Source organism: Rhizobium sp. BR 317 (genome assembly GCF_047445835.1).
Classification (GTDB): Bacteria; Pseudomonadota; Alphaproteobacteria; order Rhizobiales; family Rhizobiaceae; genus Rhizobium; species Rhizobium paranaense.
In genome coordinates, this window is sequence record NZ_JARWLB010000025.1 from 1 (window position 1) to 18,874 (window position 18,874).

Here is an 18,874-nt window from a genome sequence, read left to right on the forward strand (position 1 = left end):
AGGATAGGTTCCGCCCAGAGCGGCCCTTGTTCCGTCCATTGTGCGCATGTCGATGAGGACCTTGGCCTCGCCGGTCTTCAGGGGCGCGAGACCGTCGGCTCGGTCGTCATGCCGGCCTGGATGGCGTCCTGCTGCATGGCGGCAATGAAAGTCTGGCCGGCGCCGACCGGAACGGAGGTGAAGTCACCAAGCTTCAAGCCGTTTTTGACCGCCAGATATTGCGTCAGGAAATTGGTGGACGAGCCGAGGCCGGTCACGCCGAGGTTCTTGCCCTTGAAATCGGCAGGCGACTTGATCTCCGGATGCTTGGCCGACACCAGTTCCACTTCGCCAGGCGCCTGGCTGAACTGCACGACCGATTCGACGAATTTACCCTTTCCCTGCAGGTCGATGCAGTGATCGTAGAAACCGACGACACCCTGAACGGCGCCGGCAAGCATTTCGTTTTCCGCATCGACGCCCGCGGGCTCGTTCAGAAGCTCGATATTCAGACCTTCGTCTTTGAAGTAGCCGAGGGATTCCGCCAGCTTTGCCGGCAGATAGATCTGTTTTTCATAGCCGCCCACCATGATGGAAATCTTGTCGGCAGCATGAGCTGCGGTGACGCCGAGTGTGCCGGTGGCGACAACAAGCGAAAGGGCCGCAGAATAGATAGAAACGCGGGGTGAAAACATTACAGACTCCTCCTGAGGGATATCGCCTGCCGCGCTCCTCACGGCGTCCTCTACGATATCCGCAGGTGACCGTAACTGGCCGAAGCTTTCAATTAGCTTTCAGTACGACAGAGCACCAAAATGCCGTTTTGAGCATGCTGGATGGGATGGGAAGCAAAGCCGGCATATCAACACGATTGGGTGCCGCTCCATGTTGAAGGACGTTGCCAATCACGGACGGGGTGGCGGCGGTTAGTGCGACAACTGAGCACCGGTCGATTTTACCAGGCGTCATCTTCACCTAGATGGTGCATGAGCGCTCACCCCCTGACCATGACCTTACAAATGCGTAAGACCTCAGCGAGGCATGTGTAAGCCTGCCATGAGCGGCGAGTGTCTTATGCGGCGATAGACGGTCTGGAAGCAAATGCGCGTGGCACCGTACAAACGACTGGCCTCGGTGCGGCCGACGGCTGGGATGTCGATTGGGTCGTCGACCTACAAGCGGCGAAGCGCGCCGATGATGCTGCATGTTATTCCTTGATCCTACTCGATCCTGGTCTACCTGACGGCTGCGGCTTAGAGCTGCTCGCGCATTTGTCGGCGCGATTGCCCGCTACGCCCGCGATCGTCATCTCAGCAGATGATCAAGTTACCGACAGGCAAAGAAGTCTTCAGCTCGGCGCGGCTGATTGTCTTGTCAAGCCGTTCAGCCTTGGCACGCTGAGTGCTCGTACCAAAATGTGCTCCGGACTTCCAACCACTTACCGGGGTGAGTGCTGTGCCAGACCGATCAGGAGATACGATTAGCCCTTGTCCAGTGCGGTCGATAGATGCTGATTCCCCACAGAAGGGGAAAGGAAAAGCGGCAAAGGAAAGGTGGCTCTGGACACGATCACGCGGGGCGAAAATCGCAGGCGCTTTGGCGACAATGCTTGCCCTGCCAGTCCTGGTGATCGGCACTTATCTCGCTGCGCTGCAGCTAAGTGACAATTTTCACGTGGTAATCCCCGGAGAGCTCTATCGCTCCGCCCCGCTCTCATCGTCGGCGCTCGAAACGTACGTGCGCGACAACGGCATCCGCACGATCATCAATTTGCGCGGCGAGAACAAAAAACGAGCTTGGTACGCTCATGAAATCGAGACAGCGCGACGTCTGGGCATCGAGCATATCGACTTTAAGATGTCTGCATCGAAAATATTGACGCCGGATAGGGCCGATCAACTGGTCAGCATTCTGCGTTCGGCGCCAAAGCCTATCCTCATACATTGTCAATCGGGAGCCGACAGAACCGGTCTGGTTGCCGTAATCTACAGCCGGGAGATCGCTGGTATCGACCAGAAAACGGCCGCACGCCAGCTTTCCATCGTCTATGGCCATATCGGAATTCCCTATCTGTCAGGCGCATTCTCAATGGACGAAATCCTGCAGAATTTGGAGAAGCATTTCGATCAGTATGACTGATGCGCCTGGCTGAAGCGGCGAACTCCGCCTTCAAGCTAGAATATACGAGGCTCGCCAACCGGCGGCTCGCCTGAGCATCAAGTATGGGCTGACATCGCAGGGTCGGCGCCAACTGCCGGAATATATCGAGGCCGGTCTCGACGGGGCCTTCATTTCTTAAGGTACATTTCAGCTTGATCTGCAAGCACAGGCAATTGGCGCCGACAATCAAACAGATTGGCGCAGCGATGCCGGTAGAAACGGAGGTGCTGAGACGTGGCTGACATTTGCACGCAAGGCTTGGATACGGGCTTTGTTGCCCTTGGATATACGCGAACGGCGGCCTTGGGAGTCGTTCAGGGATTGACCGAGCTACTACCCATATCATCGACCGCCCATATGCGGCTCGTTCCGGCGCTTCTTGGCTGGCAGGACCCGGGATCGGCGTTCTCTGCGGCGATGCAACTGGCTGCTCTGGCCGCCATCGTATCCTACTTTTGGAGCGACGTCCGATACGTGGCGTTTGAATCGATCGCCGCGGTAAGGAAGGGACATTGGTCTTCGCCGGCCTTACGGCTCGCCTTGGGCATCGTCCTTGCAACAGTGCCTATCGTGATCGGAGGCCTGTTGTTGTCCTCGTCCCTGAACGCTTGTGGCTCGCCCCTGCGCAGCCTATGGGTCATCGGCGTCTCCTGCATCGTGATGGCTGGCCTCCTTGCACTGGCCGAGCTCTACAGCAGACACCGACGGGACATGAATAAGATGAGCGTCCTCGACGCCTTGATCGTAGGCTTGGCGCAGGTCGGGGCACTTGTCCCCGGTGTTTCGCGGTCGGGATCGACGCTGACCGCTGCCCTGTTTCTCGGCTTCAAGCGAGACGAGGCGGCCCGGTTCTCCTTCCTGCTCGGCATTCCGGCCATCACCCTGGCGGGCTTGAAGGAGTTGTTCGAGCTCTACCGTGCGCATCTGTCGCTCGAAGGCTGGTCGATCCTCGCCGTCGGGTTGATCGTCGGAAGCATCTCCGCCTTCGTGACGATCTGGGGCCTCATGCGCTTTCTGGAGCGCTTCTCCACCTGGCCATTCGTGATCTATCGCGGCGTCTTGGGCATCATCATCCTGGCAGGCGTATTCTACGCCGGCTGGAGCTAAAGCGCCGTGCGTTCGAATGGGATGCTGAAGGGACACGCCAACGTCTTGAATCTGTCCATCGACCCGAAAACCTGCGCCGGTTTTCGGGTCGATGGGTTAACCGCGGCGTAGAGTGTCATGGCGAGATCCGTAGCGAGAAGCGCATGATGTACCGCGCTATCCAGGTCGCTTTACGGAATTGTAAGTTTCCGAACAAGACCGCGCAAAGAACCAGGCAAATAGTGCGCGCGGCCTCGATTGGAATTACCATGCATCCTCGATTGTTCGCCTTCCAGGCGCTTGCGTTCTGCGACAACCTTCAAATTCTTCCGGGCACTGAGACCCTCATCAGCCATGGATAGCGCTCGCTTTCAAATAGACCGAGCCGATGTCCCCTGTGGTTTGACGGAAAGGGATGAACCATCGTCGGCGAGTTGCGAACAGGAACGAGCAATCCAGCCATCTCCCGAGCTTGCCGTCATCATCCCGACGCTTAACGAAGCCGGCAACATTGGCACTCTGATGGACCGTCTGCGACAAGCTCTGGCGGGGATAAGCTGGGAGGTCGTTTTCGTCGATGACGACTCCAAGGACGGAACTATCGACTTTATCCGTAGGCTTGCGCTTCGCGATCACCGCATCCGCGGCATCCGGCGTATCGGGCGGCGCGGTTTGGCGGGCGCCTGCATGGAGGGTATCTTGTCGAGTTCGGCTCCGATTGTTGCAGTCATGGATGCCGATCTGCAGCATGACGAAAGACGGCTCGCGGAAATGCTCGCGATCTTGAAGAGCGGAGAAGCCGATCTTGTCGTTGCGACACGTTTTGACGACGGCGGCGGCGCGAATGGCGGTCTATCCCGAATCCGCCATCTGGGAAGCCGATTAGCGATCCGTTTGGCGCAGACACTACTTGGCGTAGTGCTCGCGGACCCGATGAGCGGCTTTTTCATGACCAGGCGCGAAATTGTGGAACGGGTGGCGCCGCGGCTCTCCCAGCATGGCTTCAAGATCCTCTTGGATATCGTCGCCTCGTCGCCAGCAGCAATCCGGACCGAGGAAGTGCCGTTCACATTCCCGCCGCGCCTCCACGGAGAGAGCAAGCTCGATGCATCGGTCGTCACGGAATACCTGGGGCTGGTAGTGGCTAAGGCATCCGGCGATCTGATTTCGGCTCGTTTTCTTTTGTTCGGGCTCGTCGGCTTCTGTGGTGTCATTGTACACCTCACCGTTCTCTATCTCCTCCTGAGGCAGGAGCTTTCGTTTGTCGTCGCCCAAACAGGCGCGATGCTCGGCGCAATGTTGTTTAATTTCACGTTAAACAACGCGCTGACTTATCGTGATCGCCGGCGGCGCGGTTGGCGGTTCGTGACTGGACTGATCCTGTTTGCAAGTCTCTGCAGTGTCGGGGTTATCGCCGGTGTTGGCGTGTCGGCAGCCCTTTATCAGGATTCGCCGCAATGGTGGCTTGACGGCATCGCCGGCGCGCTGGTCGGCGCACTGTGGAATTATGTTACCAACTCGGCGATTACCTGGCGTGCGCACTGAATCCGAAGCACAATCAATCAACCCGTGGAAAGTTGCCATCCTGTTATCGGCGGCTTTGACGTTCTACAGGTTGATCATACTCGCGCAGATCGGCCTCCATCCGGACGAAGCCTACTATTGGCTTTGGTCCCGGGTGCCGTCGGCTGGCTATTACGACCATGCGCCGATGATCGCCTGGTGGATTTGGCTCTCGACACGGCTTCTGGGCGACAACTCCCTCGGCGTCCGTCTGTTTCCCATCCTGTCCGTGCTAGTCGTTTCGGGGGCGACCTTTGTCACGTCATGGGAGCTCTATCGCGATCGTCGGCTCGCCACGAGAGCAGGGGTGTGGGTCAATGCGATGCCGCTCATCGGTTTTGCCGCGCTGCTCGCCACGCCTGACGCACCATCTACACTTTTCTGGACACTGACGATCTGGGCCTTGGCGTGGCTGCGCCGCAGCGGAGACAGGCGCATATGGTTGCTCGTCGGTGTGCTGGCCGGTCTCGGTTGTCTGTCCAAATACACCAATCTGTTTCTCGGCCTCGGCATCCTTCTTTGGATGATCCTGGATTCCGAAGCGCGCAAACGCCTTTATGGCCCCTACATGTTCATTGGAGGCGTGATCGCTCTTGCAGTCTTCTCGCCCACCATCATCTGGAATTTCGAACACCACTGGGTGTCGTTTGCCAAACAGTTCGGCCGCATCGACAATGGGCAGCCGCCCTCCTGGCATACGCTGGAGTTCCTGGCCGGGCAATTCGGGCTTGCCAATCCGGCTATTGTCATCTTCGCCGCGATCGCCGTCAGGACAGTCTGGAAACGGCGGCGCGAAGCCGATTTCTCACCTGCCGCATTTCTGCTTGTGCTATCGGCACCCCTGCTCATCTATATGTCGCTTCATTCGCTCCATAGCCGCGTTCAGGGCAACTGGCTGGCCCCGGTCTACCCAGCGATGGCTATCATGGCAGCTGAGGCCGCGCAGCATTCCGCAGATTCGCACCACCTGAACCGCATGATGAGATGGGCCGCACCCGCCGGTATCGGCCTGATCGCTGTTTTCTTCTTCTACTTCGCCTCGCCACTCGGACAGCAAGCGCCTTTTCCATCACCGGCGGACAAGCTCATGGGCTGGAATGAATTGTCGGCGGATATCGCACAGTACAAGCTGCTTCACGATGCAAATTGGATCGGAACGATTGACTATGGCGTGACGGGCGAGCTTGCCTTCAATACCGATGATCCGCAGCATGTGCAGGAGATTGCCAGCCGGAAACGCTATTCCTTCGAAACTATCGATCCGAAACTCGTTGAAACACCGGGCCTCCTGGTCGTTCCAGCGGCCAGTGATATACTCGAACGGCTCAGAAGCTGCCTGCCACAGATGGAACCCGTCGGCGAAGTGGCGCGTCGGGCGGGCAAGCGCGTGCTGGAGCGCTACGCGATCCTGAAGATCAAACAAGCGCCGCCGGACATCTTGAGCAAGGGATGCGCCCTTTGACTGGGTGGCCCCGATTGAGGCCATCGAAATCGGCTGGCAGCGATTGGTCGTAATCCGTTGCCTTTTTCCACGTGGGAGGCGTGAACGGCTCGACTAATGCGCTATGGTCATCTGTCCAGCATCACATATCGCTGCTGGTCAACTATCCCGCTGGTCGCCGAGCGACCCTCTTTAGGATCAGCGAAGCTGGCAGTAAACGGAAAAAGAGGGCGCCGAGCTGACATTCGTCGATGCGACCTTCTTTGTCTGCGAAGCGCCGACTGCGGTCTGCCGTAGAGGGCGGCTTCGCAGCTTCGTGAAATCCGTTGGCGATCACGCTGGAGGTCGTGGTTGCGCCGGCACTGGTTATTACTCATCCTATGCGCAACAGGTTCAAGATCGGACTTTAATCAGTGTACGACACCGGCCTTGCGCAGTCCCTCCATGACCAGTTCGAAATCGGCGGGGTTCTTGAAGGGTAAGACTTTGCGACGGTATTCCAAAGAGTAGCCGGGATTGACGCGCAGCACCTCTTGCCAGGTCGCGCGAGCCTCTTCGAAACGGCCGAGGTGCCCGTAACAGGCGGCCAAAAGCGCACGCGAGACATCGGTGACGGGGTTGCGACTCACGCGCTGCAGCAAGAGTTCGACGGCCTCGTCGTACCTTCCCAGTTGAAATAAGGCCCAGGCCTGAAAGTGGAGAACGACATCCGGAAAGTACGGGTTCAGGACCCTCGCCCGATCGAAATAGGCGAGTGCCTCCTTGGATCTGCCTGAGTAGATAAGTGCCTCGCCGAGGCTGACCTGCCCTTCGGCGAAGTTCGGATTGAGCATTATCGCACGCTCGGCCTCGCTGATCGCTCCATCGTGCTGTCGCGAGTAAAGGTTGACCACGCTCAGCGCCCAGTGCGCCACGGGATCGCTATCATCCCGCGCTACCGCTAAAGTTGCAGCGTCTTGCGCTTGCTCGAACGAGCGCTGCGGCGAGTCGCTCCACTGGTTCAGGTAGTCGAGCCCATGGGTAAGGGCGAGGAAGGCGTGTGCCGAGGCGAAGTTCGGGTCCAATTCGACCGCGCGTTGCAAAAGATCGCGGGCGTCGCTGTTCGTTTGCTTCGTCAGCCGGTGCCACAGCTCCCGGCCACGCAAGAAGCAGTCGTACGCCTCGGGATGCCGGGTCTGCCCCGGCGCCAGTCTTTGCCGATCGCCCTCTGTCAGGTTGACCGCCAGCGCATCTACGATCTGCTGCGTGACATCGTCCTGAACCGCGAATATGTCGGTCAGGTCGCGATCGAACCGCTCCGCCCATAGATGCCCGCCGGTGGTCGCGTCGATGAGCTGCGCGGTGATGCGTACCCTGTTCCCCGATTTGCGTACGCTGCCCTCAAGTACATGCCGCACGCCGAGCTTCGTCCCCACCTCCTGCACATGGACGTTCTTGCCCTTGAAAGTGAACGACGAATTGCGGGCGATGACGAAGAGCTGCGACAGCTTCGATAGCGCCGTGATGATGTCTTCCGAGATGCCGTCGGCAAAGTAGTCCTGTTCGGCGTCACCGCTCATGTTGGCGAAGGGCAGGACGGCGATCGACAGCTTCGGCGACGCTGTCGTCGCCGGTTGGCTCGTCGCGGTTTCCGAGGTCGCGGCTGCCTTGGTCCCGGCGCTGCCGACTTGCAGCGAATAGACCCGGATCGGCTCGGCGATGTTCTTGAGCTGCGTCCGGCCGAGGTCGCTGACCGAGAGGTCGAGCCTCGCCTTGACTTGGCGATAGGCATCCTCGGACAGGCAGATCGCGCCCGCCGCGGCAACGCCCTCCAATCGGGAGGCGATGTTGACGCCGTCACCCATCAGATCGCCGTCGCTTTCCTCGACGACGTCGCCCAAATGGATACCGATCCGGAACTCGATGCGACGGTCCTGCGGCACGCCGTCATTACGCTCCACCATACCGTTCTGCACCTCGATGGCGCAGCGCACGGCGTCCACCACGCTGCGGAACTCGACCAGCGCACCATCGCCGGTGCGCTTTACCACCCGGCCATGGTGTACGGCGATCGTCGGATCGATAAGATCGCTGCGCAGTGCTCGCAACCTCGCCAGGGTGCGGTCCTCGTCGGCACCGGCAAGCCGACTGTACCCAACCACGTCCGCGGCCAGGATTGCAGCCAACTTTCGGTTCTCGCTCATGGCGCCGTCTCCTCACTTCCACGATACCAGGGAGACAGAGGGCAAGAAAGAACTTTGAGCCATTGCTCAGAGCGATCTTGGTTGAGATCAGGTTGGCCAAGGCTCGTGTGCACGCTGCCGACGTTGTAGCCCCGGAAATTTCCAATCTCTGGCGCTGGAAGCCGGATGCTGTTCAGATCACGGCTTCCAAAAGTGCCCCCGACACCTATTATGTTGTGCCGTCGGGACCCGATGTTGTGGTTCCGATCGAACTCGGCCCTTTGATGCCGGGTATATTGATGGAACGGCCAACCGGTAGCCAGCCTGACGACCGGTTTAATTGATGGCAAGGATTTTTATCTTCGCGAACGTGACGGATATTGGCCGCTGCCAATTGGCCCTTACGGGTTTAAATCGAGTCAACGGTTGGGGTAGATGCAACGCTCTTCATAGCGCTTCCAAAACTTCCGCGGTCGGTCTTGCCGCATGCCTGACTACCGAAAGTCGTGCCGTTCAGCGCGGCGTCCGTGAACAAGGTTGGAGAATCGACGCCTCGAAATGGGGCTCTGGCTTCCATCGAGCCACCGGAGGCGGCCCAACGGCTGCCCGGCAAGAGAGAATCGACCGCGTTGTTGGCAGTAAACGCCCGGTCCGCTCGGTTCGCGACCGACAGATTTCTCAGTAGTATCCTGGCGCTATTGCTTTCTTGAGGTCGGACCTTGCGAGCAAGGTGGGTAATTGGGAACGGGGTCCGGTCCGCATATGTCTTTTGTACAAAAACGGATCATTGAGATTGCGCAAGCGCTGCGCTGCCTAAATGGGCGAGGCGTGCTAGGCAGGCGCCCATGAAGAGCAGCACAGAACTCGATTATCGTCGTCGGATCAGCAGGGTTATCTCCGCGATAGTGGAAGACCCTGGCGCAGATCATTCTGTCGAACGACTCGCGCATGTCGCACATTTCTCGCCGTTCCACTTCCACCGCATTTACCGCGCGGTTACGGGCGAGAGCGTTGCGGCGACCGTTCGCCGGATGCGGCTTGCGCAGGCGTCTCACAAGTTGGCGGGGACGTCTTCCCCGGTCATCCTTACGGCGCTGGAAGCTGGATACGAAAGCCCGCAAAGCTTTGCGCGAGCCTTTCGAGAGTTCACAGGTCTATCGCCAACGGGCTTCCAAGCGCAGCAGGCCATTGTTGGGACCTTGCCGCCGGTGGCGCTGATGACAGCATCTGCGATAGTCATCTACGGCATATGGCACGACGGTCCCAGCGCAACGATCCCCCATACCTTTCGGCGGCTGCGCAATTGGGCTGAGAAGCGAGGATACGTCTGGTCTGATTACCGCCGTTTTGGTGCATCCTTTGGAGACCCGGAGCAATCGAACGGCTTCCGATATTTCGCGGGTATCCATCTCACGGAGAGCCAGGAGGCGCCGAACGATCTCGATCGATGCGAGCTGTCGGGTGGGTGCTACGCTTCCTATCGCCTCATTGGCCAGTACACCTTGATTTCTTCGACCTTGCAAACCTTGTTCGGCGGATGGTTGCCCCAAAGTGGTCTCGAACCTGACCATCGACCCGTAATCGAAATCTACCGCAATCATCCGGGAACTGTCCCAGATCAGAATCTTATCACCGATCTGCTGATCCCTGTAATCGATCCGATTTCATAAGAAGCTAACTCTGGAGGCGTGGATGCGCGCGAAGGCTTTTTTCACCACGGTGTGGCTGGCTATTATGTCATGCTCTGCTCATTCAGCCGGACTGGCAACGATGACCGTCCCCGCCGATGAGCGCGGACCCGCGCTACAGGCATTCGTGTGGACACCCTGTCGCGTCGAAGCGTCGTCAATTTCGTTCGGGCCGGTGGTCGTTACCGGGGTTAAAGGATGTCCGATCGAAGGCAGCAGCCTACCGCTTATCGTCATCTCTCATGGCCATGCCGGCAGCGCGCTGGGCCACCACGACACGGCGGAAACGCTCGCCGACGCCGGATTCATCGTCGTGGCCCTTAATCATCCGGGCGACAACTACGCCGATCTCCGCCAAGCGGGCGATATATCGGCAATGGTCGAGCGGCCGACCGACATCCGGCGGTTGATCGATTTCGTGCTTGCGAAATCGTCTTACGGCAGCAAAATCGATCCTCACAAGATAGGTTTCTTTGGCTTTTCAAGAGGTGGTTACACCGGCCTTGTCTTGGCCGGAGCGAGGCCGGACTTTCGCGACCCAAGTGTGCCATGCCCGGAGCCAGCGCCAATTTGCGGAGAAATCCGGCGCAACGAGTTGCCTACCCAACCATTGACCGAGGACAAGCGCATCAAGGTCTTCGCTTTGGCAGATCCGCTCAGCTTTTTCCCGACAAAGCAGAGTCTGCAGGCTGTCGAGAAGCCTATCCAGCTTTGGGCGTCCGAATATGGTGGAGATGGCGTCTTACCGCAGAACGTCGCAGCGCTAGCCGCCAACCTGCCGACTAAACCGGATTACCACAGTGTTCCGGAAGCTGCCCACTTTGCTTTTCTTGCACCATGTTCAAAAGCACTTACCGCGAGCGAGCCGGCCATTTGTACAGACGGCAGGAGTTTTGACCGGGCCGCCTTCCATCAAGAATTCAACAGCCAGATCAGTACATTTTTTAAGCGCTACCTGCACGGCTGAGCTACATGGTCGAATTTTCTTACGGAGATCGATCATTCCGGCTGAATACAGGCGCTTTTTAGGGCCATGGCGCCCGCGGCGGGTTCGAGGCCGTTCAACAGCAAAAGCCGCTTCATGGAAGCTTGTCGGCTGCCACGTAAAATCATCCTGAAACGATCGCCGTTCAATGTGGCGACAGATAATCCTGCCCGCCACAACGAAAATGGCGTTCTTCACGGTCGATTAGGTAGGCCGTGACAGTCAAATCAAGACGATCGGGCGACGTTGCCCGACCGCCTTGACGGATTGTCGCCCCTTAAAGGGATGACCCTCGCACCACGCGATTCAGCTTACCCCCACTTCATCTCAGCCTTTGCAACCTTGGCACCGAGTTCGAGGGAGCCGATGTCGGCGAGATCGGGATATCGCTTGGTCATTGCGGCGATCAGAGCAGCGCTGTCCTTGGCCTTCACTTCTTCTTCATGAAAGGCGACGAGATAGTCGCGCGTGAACTTGACGGCGTCGAGACCCTGCGGCGCGCCTTCGGTCTGATGGGCGGGGATCACGATCTTCGGCTTGCGAGTCGCCAGGTCATCGAGCGCCTTGATCCAGGCCTGCCGCTTTTCGGGCGTGGCTTCGTCGGCGACCCAGACGTGAATGCCCGAAGAAACCAACACGCCGCCGAAGACGGCCTTGAGCGACGGGACCCACAGGTAACGGCGATCGTGCATGTCTGGAACTTCGACGATCTCAATCTTCTCGCCGTCGAGTTCGAGTGCCTTCAGATCCGACGCTGCCGGAATGACGACGTCAGCCAGCTTTTGCGGACCGTTTTCCTTCAGTTGCGGTCCCCAGGTGGCGAGCTTGCCTTCGACGTTGGCATGGATGGCTGCAACCGTGACAGGCTTGGCGATGACTTTGGCATCGGGGAAGGATTCGGCGATCGGCCGGAGACTGAAATAATAGTCGGGATCGTTGCAGCTCACATAAATGGTGCTCAGATGCTTGCCCGTCGACTTGATGGCGTCCGCGACGGCGCGTCCGTCCGACAGAGTAAAGCCGCCATCGATGAGGATTGCCTCCTTCTTGCCGGTAAGCAGCACCGGCGTGCGGCGAAATCCTGTCTCGGGTGCCTGGAAATATTGCCACTTGAGCTTCGAGCTTGCCGCCCGGGAGGCGACGAGGGGCACAATCGAGACGGCGCCGGCGGCCAAGGAAAGTTTCAATGCATCGCGTCTGGTAAACATGCGGGTTCCTTTGTCGTTTGTGGGATTATGCGGCTTTGAGATGCGCCATGAGGTTGTCATAGCTGCTGAAGAGGGCCCTCGCGTCCAGAAGGCGCTGATGGCCGTTTCTTTCGATCACCAGGGCCGGAACTCCGTTCGAACCATGGCGGCGGAATAGATTCTGTCCCTCCGCGACAAGTTGCCGATTGGCTTCGAGCAACGCGGTCGATTCTTCGGTCAGGAGGCGGGTGGCCTCGCCAAGTCCTGCGGCAGAGAGCAGATCGGCGAGGACAGCAACGCTGGTGATATCCAGTCCCGTCACATATCGGGCATGCTGGATGAGGCGCAGCGCATCGAAGCGCTTGCGATGATCCGCAAGGCCAGCCGCCGTAATGGCGAGCGTGGCGGCGCCGGAATCGAACAGGGTGCCGGGCTTGTTCAAGACCTTTGAGCGATAGTCCTCGGAGAATGGCTGGCCGCTCAAGCGTTCGATGCGTTGATCGTTCGACCAGGCATAGGCCGCGAACGACGCATCCATCTCACGCGCGCCGGCTCCTGAAAACAGACCCGTCGGGAGAAGGCGGGCGTTGACGCCCGCTAAACGCAGACGCTCGATCATCGGGCTTGCGCCATAGCACCAGCCGCATAAGGGGTCGAAGAGATAAGTGGCTGATAATTCCTGCATGGATCCTGTCCTCTGTTTATGAGGCCAGATCATCTCAGCTCTTGCCGGGTAGAAAAATATCGGTCAATCGTACAGACTGTATGAACTAATCAGACAATGACATGAGTGAGCTCCTCAATCTCAACAGGCTGGTTTTCTTCACCTCCGTCGTGGAGACCGGGTCGTTCACCGCCGCCGGCGAGCGACTTGGTGTCGCCAAGGCCGTGGTCAGCCATCAGGTGGCGCGATTGGAGGAGGAACTCGGCGTTTCACTGCTGATGCGGACGACACGGCGGCTGCATGCGACGGAAGAGGGCCGGGTCTTCTACGACCGCTGTGTGATCATCCTGCGAGAGGCGGAAGCCGCCTATGGAGAAATGTCCCTTCACGCCAGCGAACCCGCCGGCACGCTGACGCTGACGGCACCATTGGACTACGGCGCTGCAGTCGTTGCTTCCGTGGTCGCGTCCTACCGCGAGCGCTTCCCGCAAATGCACGTCGATCTCATATTCGATGACAGCGTCATTGATCTCGCCAATGGCCAACTGGATCTGGCGATCAGGGTCGGCTGGCTGACTGATATGAGCAACAAAGCCCGGCGCCTGGGCACTTTCCAGCAGTATCTTGTGGCGACACCGAAGCTGGCTGCAAGCTTTCCCAGAGTTATGGAGCCGTCCGACGTGTCGGCGCTGCCCTGGGTCGAGAACGCGGTCCTACGCCAGCCCTTGCGTTGGGTATTTTCTCGGGAAGGCCGTCAATCCGAGATCGTTGAGATGCGCTCTGCTGTGCGGACGGACAAGACACCGCCAGCCTATGCCTGTGTGAAGGCGGGCATTGGCGTTTCAGTATTTCCGGACTACATGGTCGATGACGACATCGCGGCCGGGCACCTGCAGCGATTGGTTCCCGAGTGGACGCTGCCGGCCGGCGGGATTCATGCGGTGCTGCCGATCGCGCGTTTTCGCCCCGCCAAGGTAAGGCGGTTCATCGAGATGCTGCAGATCGCCGAACGGCGGCGGGGAGCGGCCCTGAAGTAGGCTTGGCAATCGTGGATATGCTTATCTTTGAGAATGTCGCTTGGGTGCAAATAAGTGTGCGGCGCTGGCATTCAAATGCGATCACTGGCAATGAGATTCCCACCATTGCCTTGCACGGCATTATTCTCATGTTAATCAACTGACGATCCGAATCTTATCGGGCGCGCAGATGCAAAAACAAAAATGTACAGTGATTTCAGAGGGGCCGTCAGAGTTGGGTACATCATCCGCAACGTCCAACCAACCGCATCGGGACCACCGCCGTTCTCTGGCTATTGGGCTCCTGCGTGCCCGCGAGGCGGTGATGAGCCATTTTCGGCCGATCCTCGCTGCGCATGACGTGACCGAACAGCAGTGGCGGGTTATCCGCGTTCTCAGTGAGGCAGGCAGGCTCGATGCGACCGAGGTGGCAGACAAGGCGTCGATCCTAGCGCCGAGCCTTACGCGGATGATCCGATCGCTCGAGGAGCGCGGTTTCATCACCAAGCATAAGGATGAGGCAGACGGCAGGCGGGTATTGTTGCAGATTACACCGGCAGGACAGGCGATCGTCGAGGAAGTCATGCCGGAAAGCCTGAAGGTATATTCCGATATCGACAGCCGCTTTGGGGCGGAGCGGATGGAGCAGCTTCTCGATATGCTCGACGAGTTGGCATCCCTGAGGCTTGAGGGTGGACCTTACGCGGAGGATTGAGTTCTCAGCGTTGAACTAATTAATGTGTTAAACATATTTATTGACGATCCGGCCGAACTATAGCAGTCTTCCTTTATGCTAACGCTGTTGGGAGGCAGAGTTGGATCTCTTGCAGAACCGCAACCTCGTCGATCGCGCTTGGTCGCCGACGCCTTACGATCAATGGGTGGATGAGCTTCAAAGCATCTGTGGGAACTTCAACCCGCATACGATGAAGCGCGGCGACAGTGTGGTCGGTATGGCGAGCCGCATCGATGTCTGCGGCATGGAGTTCGCCCATGTTTCCAACGATTTGGATTATGTTCACCGTGATTGGGACGATATTCGCCGGGATGCCAATGAGCACCTGTTCCTGATCCTGCAGCTTGAAGGCGTCTGTGGCGTCGAGCATTCCGGGCAACAGAACATCCTCGATGTCGGCGAATGCATTCTGGTGGATTCCACTCGGCCGACCACTTTCTATTTTCGCGGACACTTCTCCAATCATCTGTCGCTGCATCTGCCACGGCAATTAATGTATTCGGACCGCAAGGTCGATTTCGATGTCGCCCGTAAGCTTGTGGCGAGCGATCCGATGGCGATGATGCTGCGTGCGCTGATCGCCAAGATGATGACGACGCCGGAAAATGATGTGGCTTCTCCGCATCTGCGCCAGTTGATGTTCGATACGACCCGTCAGGCGTTCCTGTCGACCGGCATCCAGACCGCCAGCTTGAACTCGCTGCATGACAGTGCCGGAAGGCGCATGCAAATGGTCGACATTCTGATAGACAAACACCTGACCGATACCGATCTCAACGCCAAATGGCTGGCAACACGATTGGGTGTGTCGATCCGCACCCTGCAGCAGGATTTCCAGGGGATGGGGATGACCTGCACGACTGTCATTCGCGACAAGCGGCTGCGTTTCGCGCGTGAAAAGATCGAGCAGTTGAAGGAGCAACGCAACCCGACGACGATCGCCGAAGTCGCCTATTCTGCGGGCTTCAACGACATTTCCTATTTCAATCGCAGCTTCAAGGATCTGTTCGATTGTGCGCCGAGCGAACTGCTTCGCTCCCCCGAGCCGGCCCATAAATCGGACTGATGCGCACTCTGCGCTCCAGTCCAAGACGAGGCGCGTTTCTCCCCAAGACGGGTGTTGCAGCAATAGCCATAGTCCTCCCGGAAGTCACGGGAGGAGAATAACGTGAAGCAGTATACCCTGCTTATCGGCGGCGAACCTGTCGCCACATCCCATCATGCACCGGTCGCAAATCCGTCTGATAGCAGCGTTGTCGGCTATATGCCGCTTGCCAGCGAAATCGACCTCGACCAGGCAGTCGCTGCAGCCGCGAAGGCCTTCAAGAGTTGGTCGCAGACCTCGAACGAAGAGCGCGCAAAGGCCTGCCGCGACGTCGCGGAGAAGATCAACGAGCATGCCGAGGAGCTCGCCCAGATCCTCACCCGAGAGCAGGGTAAGCCGCTCAACGGTCTCGGTTCGCGCTTCGAGATCGGCGCGGCAATTGCTTGGACACGCCATACCGCCGAGCTCGAACTGCCCGTCGAGATCCTGCAGGATGATAGTGAGGGGCGCGTAGAGCTACATCGTAAGCCGGTCGGCGTCGTCGGTTCGATCACGCCCTGGAACTGGCCAGTGATGATTGCCTGCTGGCATATCGTTCCGGCTGTGCGGGCCGGCAACACCGTCGTTATCAAGCCGTCGCCTCTGACGCCACTTTCGACCATCCGCCTCGTCGAGATCATGAACGAGGTTCTGCCGCCGGGCGTCGTCAATGTCATCACCGGCGAAAACAGCATTGGTGCGGCCCTCTCCGCACATCCCGGCATTGCCAAGATGACCTTCACCGGCTCGACGGAAACCGGCAAGAAGGTCATGGCCTCCGCGGTCGCGACCCTGAAACGCCTGACACTGGAACTTGGCGGCAACGATGCTGGCATCGTGCTGCCCGATGCCGATCCGAAAGCCATCATCGAAGGTCTCTTCTGGGGCGCCTTCATCAATAACGGCCAGACATGCGCGGCGCTGAAACGTCTTTATGTTCACGACAGCATCTATGAAGATGTCTGCCGCGGCCTTGCCGATTACGCTTCCAGGATCATCGTTGGCGATGGCTTGGACGAGTCCAGTATCCTAGGGCCGGTACAGAACGAGATGCAGTACAACAAAGTGCGCGAGCTTGTCGACGATGCGCGTGCCCGTGGTGGCCGCATCCTGACCGGCGGGGCACCGATGGATCGCCCCGGTTATTTTTATCCGATCACGCTCGTCGCCGATGTCGACCATGGCGTCCGGTTGGTCGATGAAGAACAGTTCGGTCCAGCCCTGCCGATCATCCGTTACAGCGACATCGACGAGGTGGTGGCCCGTGCCAATCAGAATCCCGCCGGCCTTGGCGGTTCCGTCTGGTCCTCCGACGCGGAGAAGGCGAAGCGCTATGCGATGCAGCTCGAATGCGGTTCGGTCTGGATCAACAAGCATGGCACGATCCAGCCCAATGCGCCCTTCGGCGGCGTGAAACAGTCCGGAATCGGTGTCGAGTTCGGCATCGAAGGGCTGAAGGAATTCACCACAATCCAGACGGTATTGAGCTGAGCCATGGCGACTTATGACTACATCATCGTCGGTGGCGGCTCCTCGGGCTGCGTGCTGGCAAACAGGCTTTCGGAAAATCCGGCGCATAAGGTGCTGCTGATCGAATCTGGCCGGCGGGATTCGGACCCCTGGATCCACATTCCCGCAACCTTCTTCAAGGTGTTGGGCAAGGGCATCGATATTCATCCCTATGCATCGAACCCCGACAAGGGCTTGAATGGCCGGCCGAGCATCGTGCCGCAGGGCAATGTGCTGGGCGGCGGCAGTTCCGTGAATGCGATGATCTATATTCGCGGTCATCGCAACGATTACGACACCTGGTCGCAAATGGGCTGCCAGGGCTGGTCCTACGAGGATGTGCTTCCAGTTTTCCGCTCGCTGGAAAACAACGAGCGGTTGAACGGCCAATTCCATGGGAGGAGGGGGTCGCTGCGCGTCTCCGATCCGCGCCATCGCCATCCGTTGAGTGAAGCCTTCATCAAGGCCGCAACCGAAATTGGCATTCCTCATAATGATGATTTCAACGGCGCGGATCAGGCTGGCGTCGGCTTCTACCAAAGCACGACCTATGGCGGCCGTCGCTGGAGTTCGGCCCAGGCCTTCCTGCGCGAGGCGGAGAAGCGGCCGAACTTGACCGTGCTGACGGAGCGCAAGGTCGCCCGTATCCTGTTTGAGGGGCAGAAGGCGGTCGGCGTCGAGTTGCTCGACGGAACGGTATTTAAGGCATCTCGTGAGATCGCACTTGCCGCCGGTGCCATCGCAACGCCGAAGATCCTGCAGCTGTCTGGCGTTGGCGATGGCGAGCATCTCGCCTCTTTGGGCATCAAGGTCGTCGCCGACCTGCCGGGAGTAGGTGACAACTATCAGGACCATCTGGAAGTGCCGGTGCAGGGCGAGACGCGCGAGCCGATCTCGATCAAGGGCCACGACAAGGGTCTTCGCGCTGCTGGTCACCTGCTGCGCTATCTGACCTCGCATCGTGGGCTCTTGTCTTCCAACGTCGTCGAGTGCGGCGGCTTCGTCGACACGGCCGGGGTAGGACAGCCGGACGTCCAGTTCCATGTCCTGCCGGTCCTGATCGGCTTTGTCGACCGAGACCCCGAGCCCGGTCACGGCCTCAGCATCGGTCCGTGCTATCTGCGACCGCGCTCGCGCGGCTGGGTCCGGCTGAAGAGCGCAGATCCCAAGGAGCAGACGGACTTCAACGCCAATCTGCTTTCCGATCCGGGCGATATCGAGACTTTGGTGCGCGGCGTCGAAACGGCGATCCGCATTCTCGACGCGCCGGCCCTTGCCAAGCTGGTCAAGCGCCGCGTGCTGCCGAAGCCCGGCGTTGAGAAGGACCCGGAGGCCCTGCGCGACTACATTCGCCAGTCTTGCAAGACCGTGTTCCACCCGGCGGGAACGGCCCGCATGGGCCGGGCCGACGATCGCATGGCAGTGGTCGGGCCGGACCTGAAGGTGCGAGGGGTCGAGGGGCTGCGCGTCTGCGACGCCTCGGTGATGCCGACCTTGGTGTCGGGCAACACCAACGCCCCGACGATGATGATTGCGGCAAAGGCTGCCGCCTTCATGACAGGAAAGTCGATTTCCGGCTGAGCCGTAAATCGGGGAAGTAAAGAGCCCGTGGGG

Annotated in this window: 16 protein-coding genes and 1 pseudogene; 13 read left to right on the forward strand and 4 right to left on the reverse strand. The window is 59.0% G+C overall.

Features of this window, described 5'->3' with window-relative positions:
- Nucleotides 1–674 (reverse strand): annotated as a pseudogene (locus tag QD357_RS27665) (ABC transporter substrate-binding protein); the annotation flags it as partial.
- 372 nt (nt 675–1,046) lie between these two features.
- On the opposite strand from QD357_RS27665, the gene QD357_RS27670 reads away from it, so the two are divergent.
- The 5 genes from QD357_RS27670 to QD357_RS27690 all read left to right on the forward strand — a co-directional run bounded on the left by QD357_RS27670 (nt 1,047) and on the right by QD357_RS27690 (nt 6,250).
- Entirely contained in the window at nt 1,047–1,463 is a 417-nt protein-coding gene (locus tag QD357_RS27670; RefSeq protein WP_414125477.1) for a response regulator, read from the forward strand.
- 121 nt (nt 1,464–1,584) lie between these two features.
- Entirely contained in the window at nt 1,585–2,118 is a 534-nt protein-coding gene (locus QD357_RS27675; RefSeq protein ID WP_414125478.1) for a tyrosine-protein phosphatase, read from the forward strand.
- Nucleotides 2,119–2,373: 255 nt separating this feature from the next.
- Nucleotides 2,374–3,246: an undecaprenyl-diphosphate phosphatase gene (locus QD357_RS27680; RefSeq protein WP_414125479.1), complete on the forward strand. Its 873-nt coding sequence runs from the start codon at nt 2,374–2,376 to the stop codon at nt 3,244–3,246.
- Between the two features lie 501 nt (nt 3,247–3,747).
- Nucleotides 3,748–4,770, forward strand: a complete 1,023-nt coding sequence (locus QD357_RS27685) for a glycosyltransferase (protein ID WP_414125480.1) — start codon at nt 3,748–3,750, stop codon at nt 4,768–4,770.
- The gene (locus tag QD357_RS27690; protein WP_414125481.1) at nt 4,760–6,250 is read left to right on the forward strand and encodes an ArnT family glycosyltransferase; all 1,491 of its coding nucleotides are present in this window, start codon (nt 4,760–4,762) and stop codon (nt 6,248–6,250) included. Before QD357_RS27685 ends, QD357_RS27690 begins: the two co-directional genes overlap by 11 nt.
- A 389-nt stretch (nt 6,251–6,639) precedes the next feature.
- Here QD357_RS27690 and QD357_RS27695 read toward each other — a convergent pair whose 3' ends face one another.
- On the reverse strand, nt 6,640–8,412 hold the full coding sequence (locus QD357_RS27695) for an adenylate/guanylate cyclase domain-containing protein (RefSeq protein WP_414125482.1): 1,773 nt from the start codon (nt 8,410–8,412) through the stop codon (nt 6,640–6,642).
- A 92-nt stretch (nt 8,413–8,504) separates the two neighbouring features.
- On the opposite strand from QD357_RS27695, the gene QD357_RS27700 reads away from it, so the two are divergent.
- The 3 genes from QD357_RS27700 (at nt 8,505) to QD357_RS27710 (ending at nt 11,046) form a co-directional block, all read left to right on the forward strand.
- Complete coding sequence (locus tag QD357_RS27700) at nt 8,505–8,735, forward strand: hypothetical protein (RefSeq protein ID WP_414125483.1); 231 nt, start codon at nt 8,505–8,507, stop codon at nt 8,733–8,735.
- A 501-nt stretch (nt 8,736–9,236) separates the two neighbouring features.
- Entirely contained in the window at nt 9,237–10,061 is an 825-nt protein-coding gene (locus tag QD357_RS27705) for an AraC family transcriptional regulator (protein WP_414125484.1), read from the forward strand.
- A gap of 22 nt (nt 10,062–10,083) precedes the next feature.
- A complete protein-coding gene (locus QD357_RS27710) occupies nt 10,084–11,046 on the forward strand; it encodes an alpha/beta hydrolase family protein (RefSeq protein ID WP_414125485.1) in 963 nt (320 codons plus the stop codon).
- 329 nt (nt 11,047–11,375) lie between these two features.
- On the opposite strand, the gene QD357_RS27715 is transcribed toward QD357_RS27710, so the two are convergent.
- Complete coding sequence (locus QD357_RS27715) at nt 11,376–12,272, reverse strand: MBL fold metallo-hydrolase (RefSeq protein WP_183940510.1); 897 nt, start codon at nt 12,270–12,272, stop codon at nt 11,376–11,378.
- Nucleotides 12,273–12,297: 25 nt separating this feature from the next.
- Nucleotides 12,298–12,936, reverse strand: coding sequence for a DsbA family protein (locus QD357_RS27720; protein ID WP_414125486.1), 639 nt, complete (start codon nt 12,934–12,936; stop codon nt 12,298–12,300).
- Between the two features lie 101 nt (nt 12,937–13,037).
- On the opposite strand from QD357_RS27720, the gene QD357_RS27725 reads away from it, so the two are divergent.
- From QD357_RS27725 to QD357_RS27745, 5 genes are all read left to right on the forward strand, one after another.
- On the forward strand, nt 13,038–13,952 hold the full coding sequence (locus QD357_RS27725) for a LysR family transcriptional regulator (protein ID WP_414125487.1): 915 nt from the start codon (nt 13,038–13,040) through the stop codon (nt 13,950–13,952).
- Between the two features lie 214 nt (nt 13,953–14,166).
- Entirely contained in the window at nt 14,167–14,646 is a 480-nt protein-coding gene (gene hpaR, locus QD357_RS27730; RefSeq protein WP_414125488.1) for a homoprotocatechuate degradation operon regulator HpaR, read from the forward strand.
- Between the two features lie 100 nt (nt 14,647–14,746).
- Complete coding sequence (locus tag QD357_RS27735) at nt 14,747–15,733, forward strand: helix-turn-helix domain-containing protein (RefSeq protein ID WP_183940518.1); 987 nt, start codon at nt 14,747–14,749, stop codon at nt 15,731–15,733.
- Between the two features lie 102 nt (nt 15,734–15,835).
- Nucleotides 15,836–17,242, forward strand: a complete 1,407-nt coding sequence (locus QD357_RS27740) for an aldehyde dehydrogenase family protein (RefSeq protein ID WP_414125489.1) — start codon at nt 15,836–15,838, stop codon at nt 17,240–17,242.
- 3 nt (nt 17,243–17,245) lie between these two features.
- A complete protein-coding gene (locus tag QD357_RS27745; RefSeq protein WP_414125490.1) occupies nt 17,246–18,841 on the forward strand; it encodes a GMC family oxidoreductase in 1,596 nt (531 codons plus the stop codon).
- The last annotated feature ends 33 nt before the right edge of the window (nt 18,842–18,874 follow it).

Bases quoted from the DNA above. Each gene is read 5' to 3' on its own strand.
- QD357_RS27745 (WP_414125490.1), top strand. From the start codon at position 17,246: ATGGCGACTTATGACTACATCATCGTCGGTGGCGGCTCCTCGGGCTGC.
- QD357_RS27725 (WP_414125487.1), top strand. From the start codon at position 13,038: ATGAGTGAGCTCCTCAATCTCAACAGGCTGGTTTTCTTCACCTCCGTC.
- QD357_RS27720 (WP_414125486.1), bottom strand. From the start codon at position 12,936: ATGCAGGAATTATCAGCCACTTATCTCTTCGACCCCTTATGCGGCTGG.
- QD357_RS27715 (WP_183940510.1), bottom strand. From the start codon at position 12,272: ATGTTTACCAGACGCGATGCATTGAAACTTTCCTTGGCCGCCGGCGCC.
- QD357_RS27675 (WP_414125478.1), top strand. From the start codon at position 1,585: ATGCTTGCCCTGCCAGTCCTGGTGATCGGCACTTATCTCGCTGCGCTG.
- QD357_RS27705 (WP_414125484.1), top strand. From the start codon at position 9,237: ATGAAGAGCAGCACAGAACTCGATTATCGTCGTCGGATCAGCAGGGTT.
- QD357_RS27710 (WP_414125485.1), top strand. From the start codon at position 10,084: ATGCGCGCGAAGGCTTTTTTCACCACGGTGTGGCTGGCTATTATGTCA.
- QD357_RS27685 (WP_414125480.1), top strand. From the start codon at position 3,748: ATGGACCGTCTGCGACAAGCTCTGGCGGGGATAAGCTGGGAGGTCGTT.
- QD357_RS27695 (WP_414125482.1), bottom strand. From the start codon at position 8,412: ATGAGCGAGAACCGAAAGTTGGCTGCAATCCTGGCCGCGGACGTGGTT.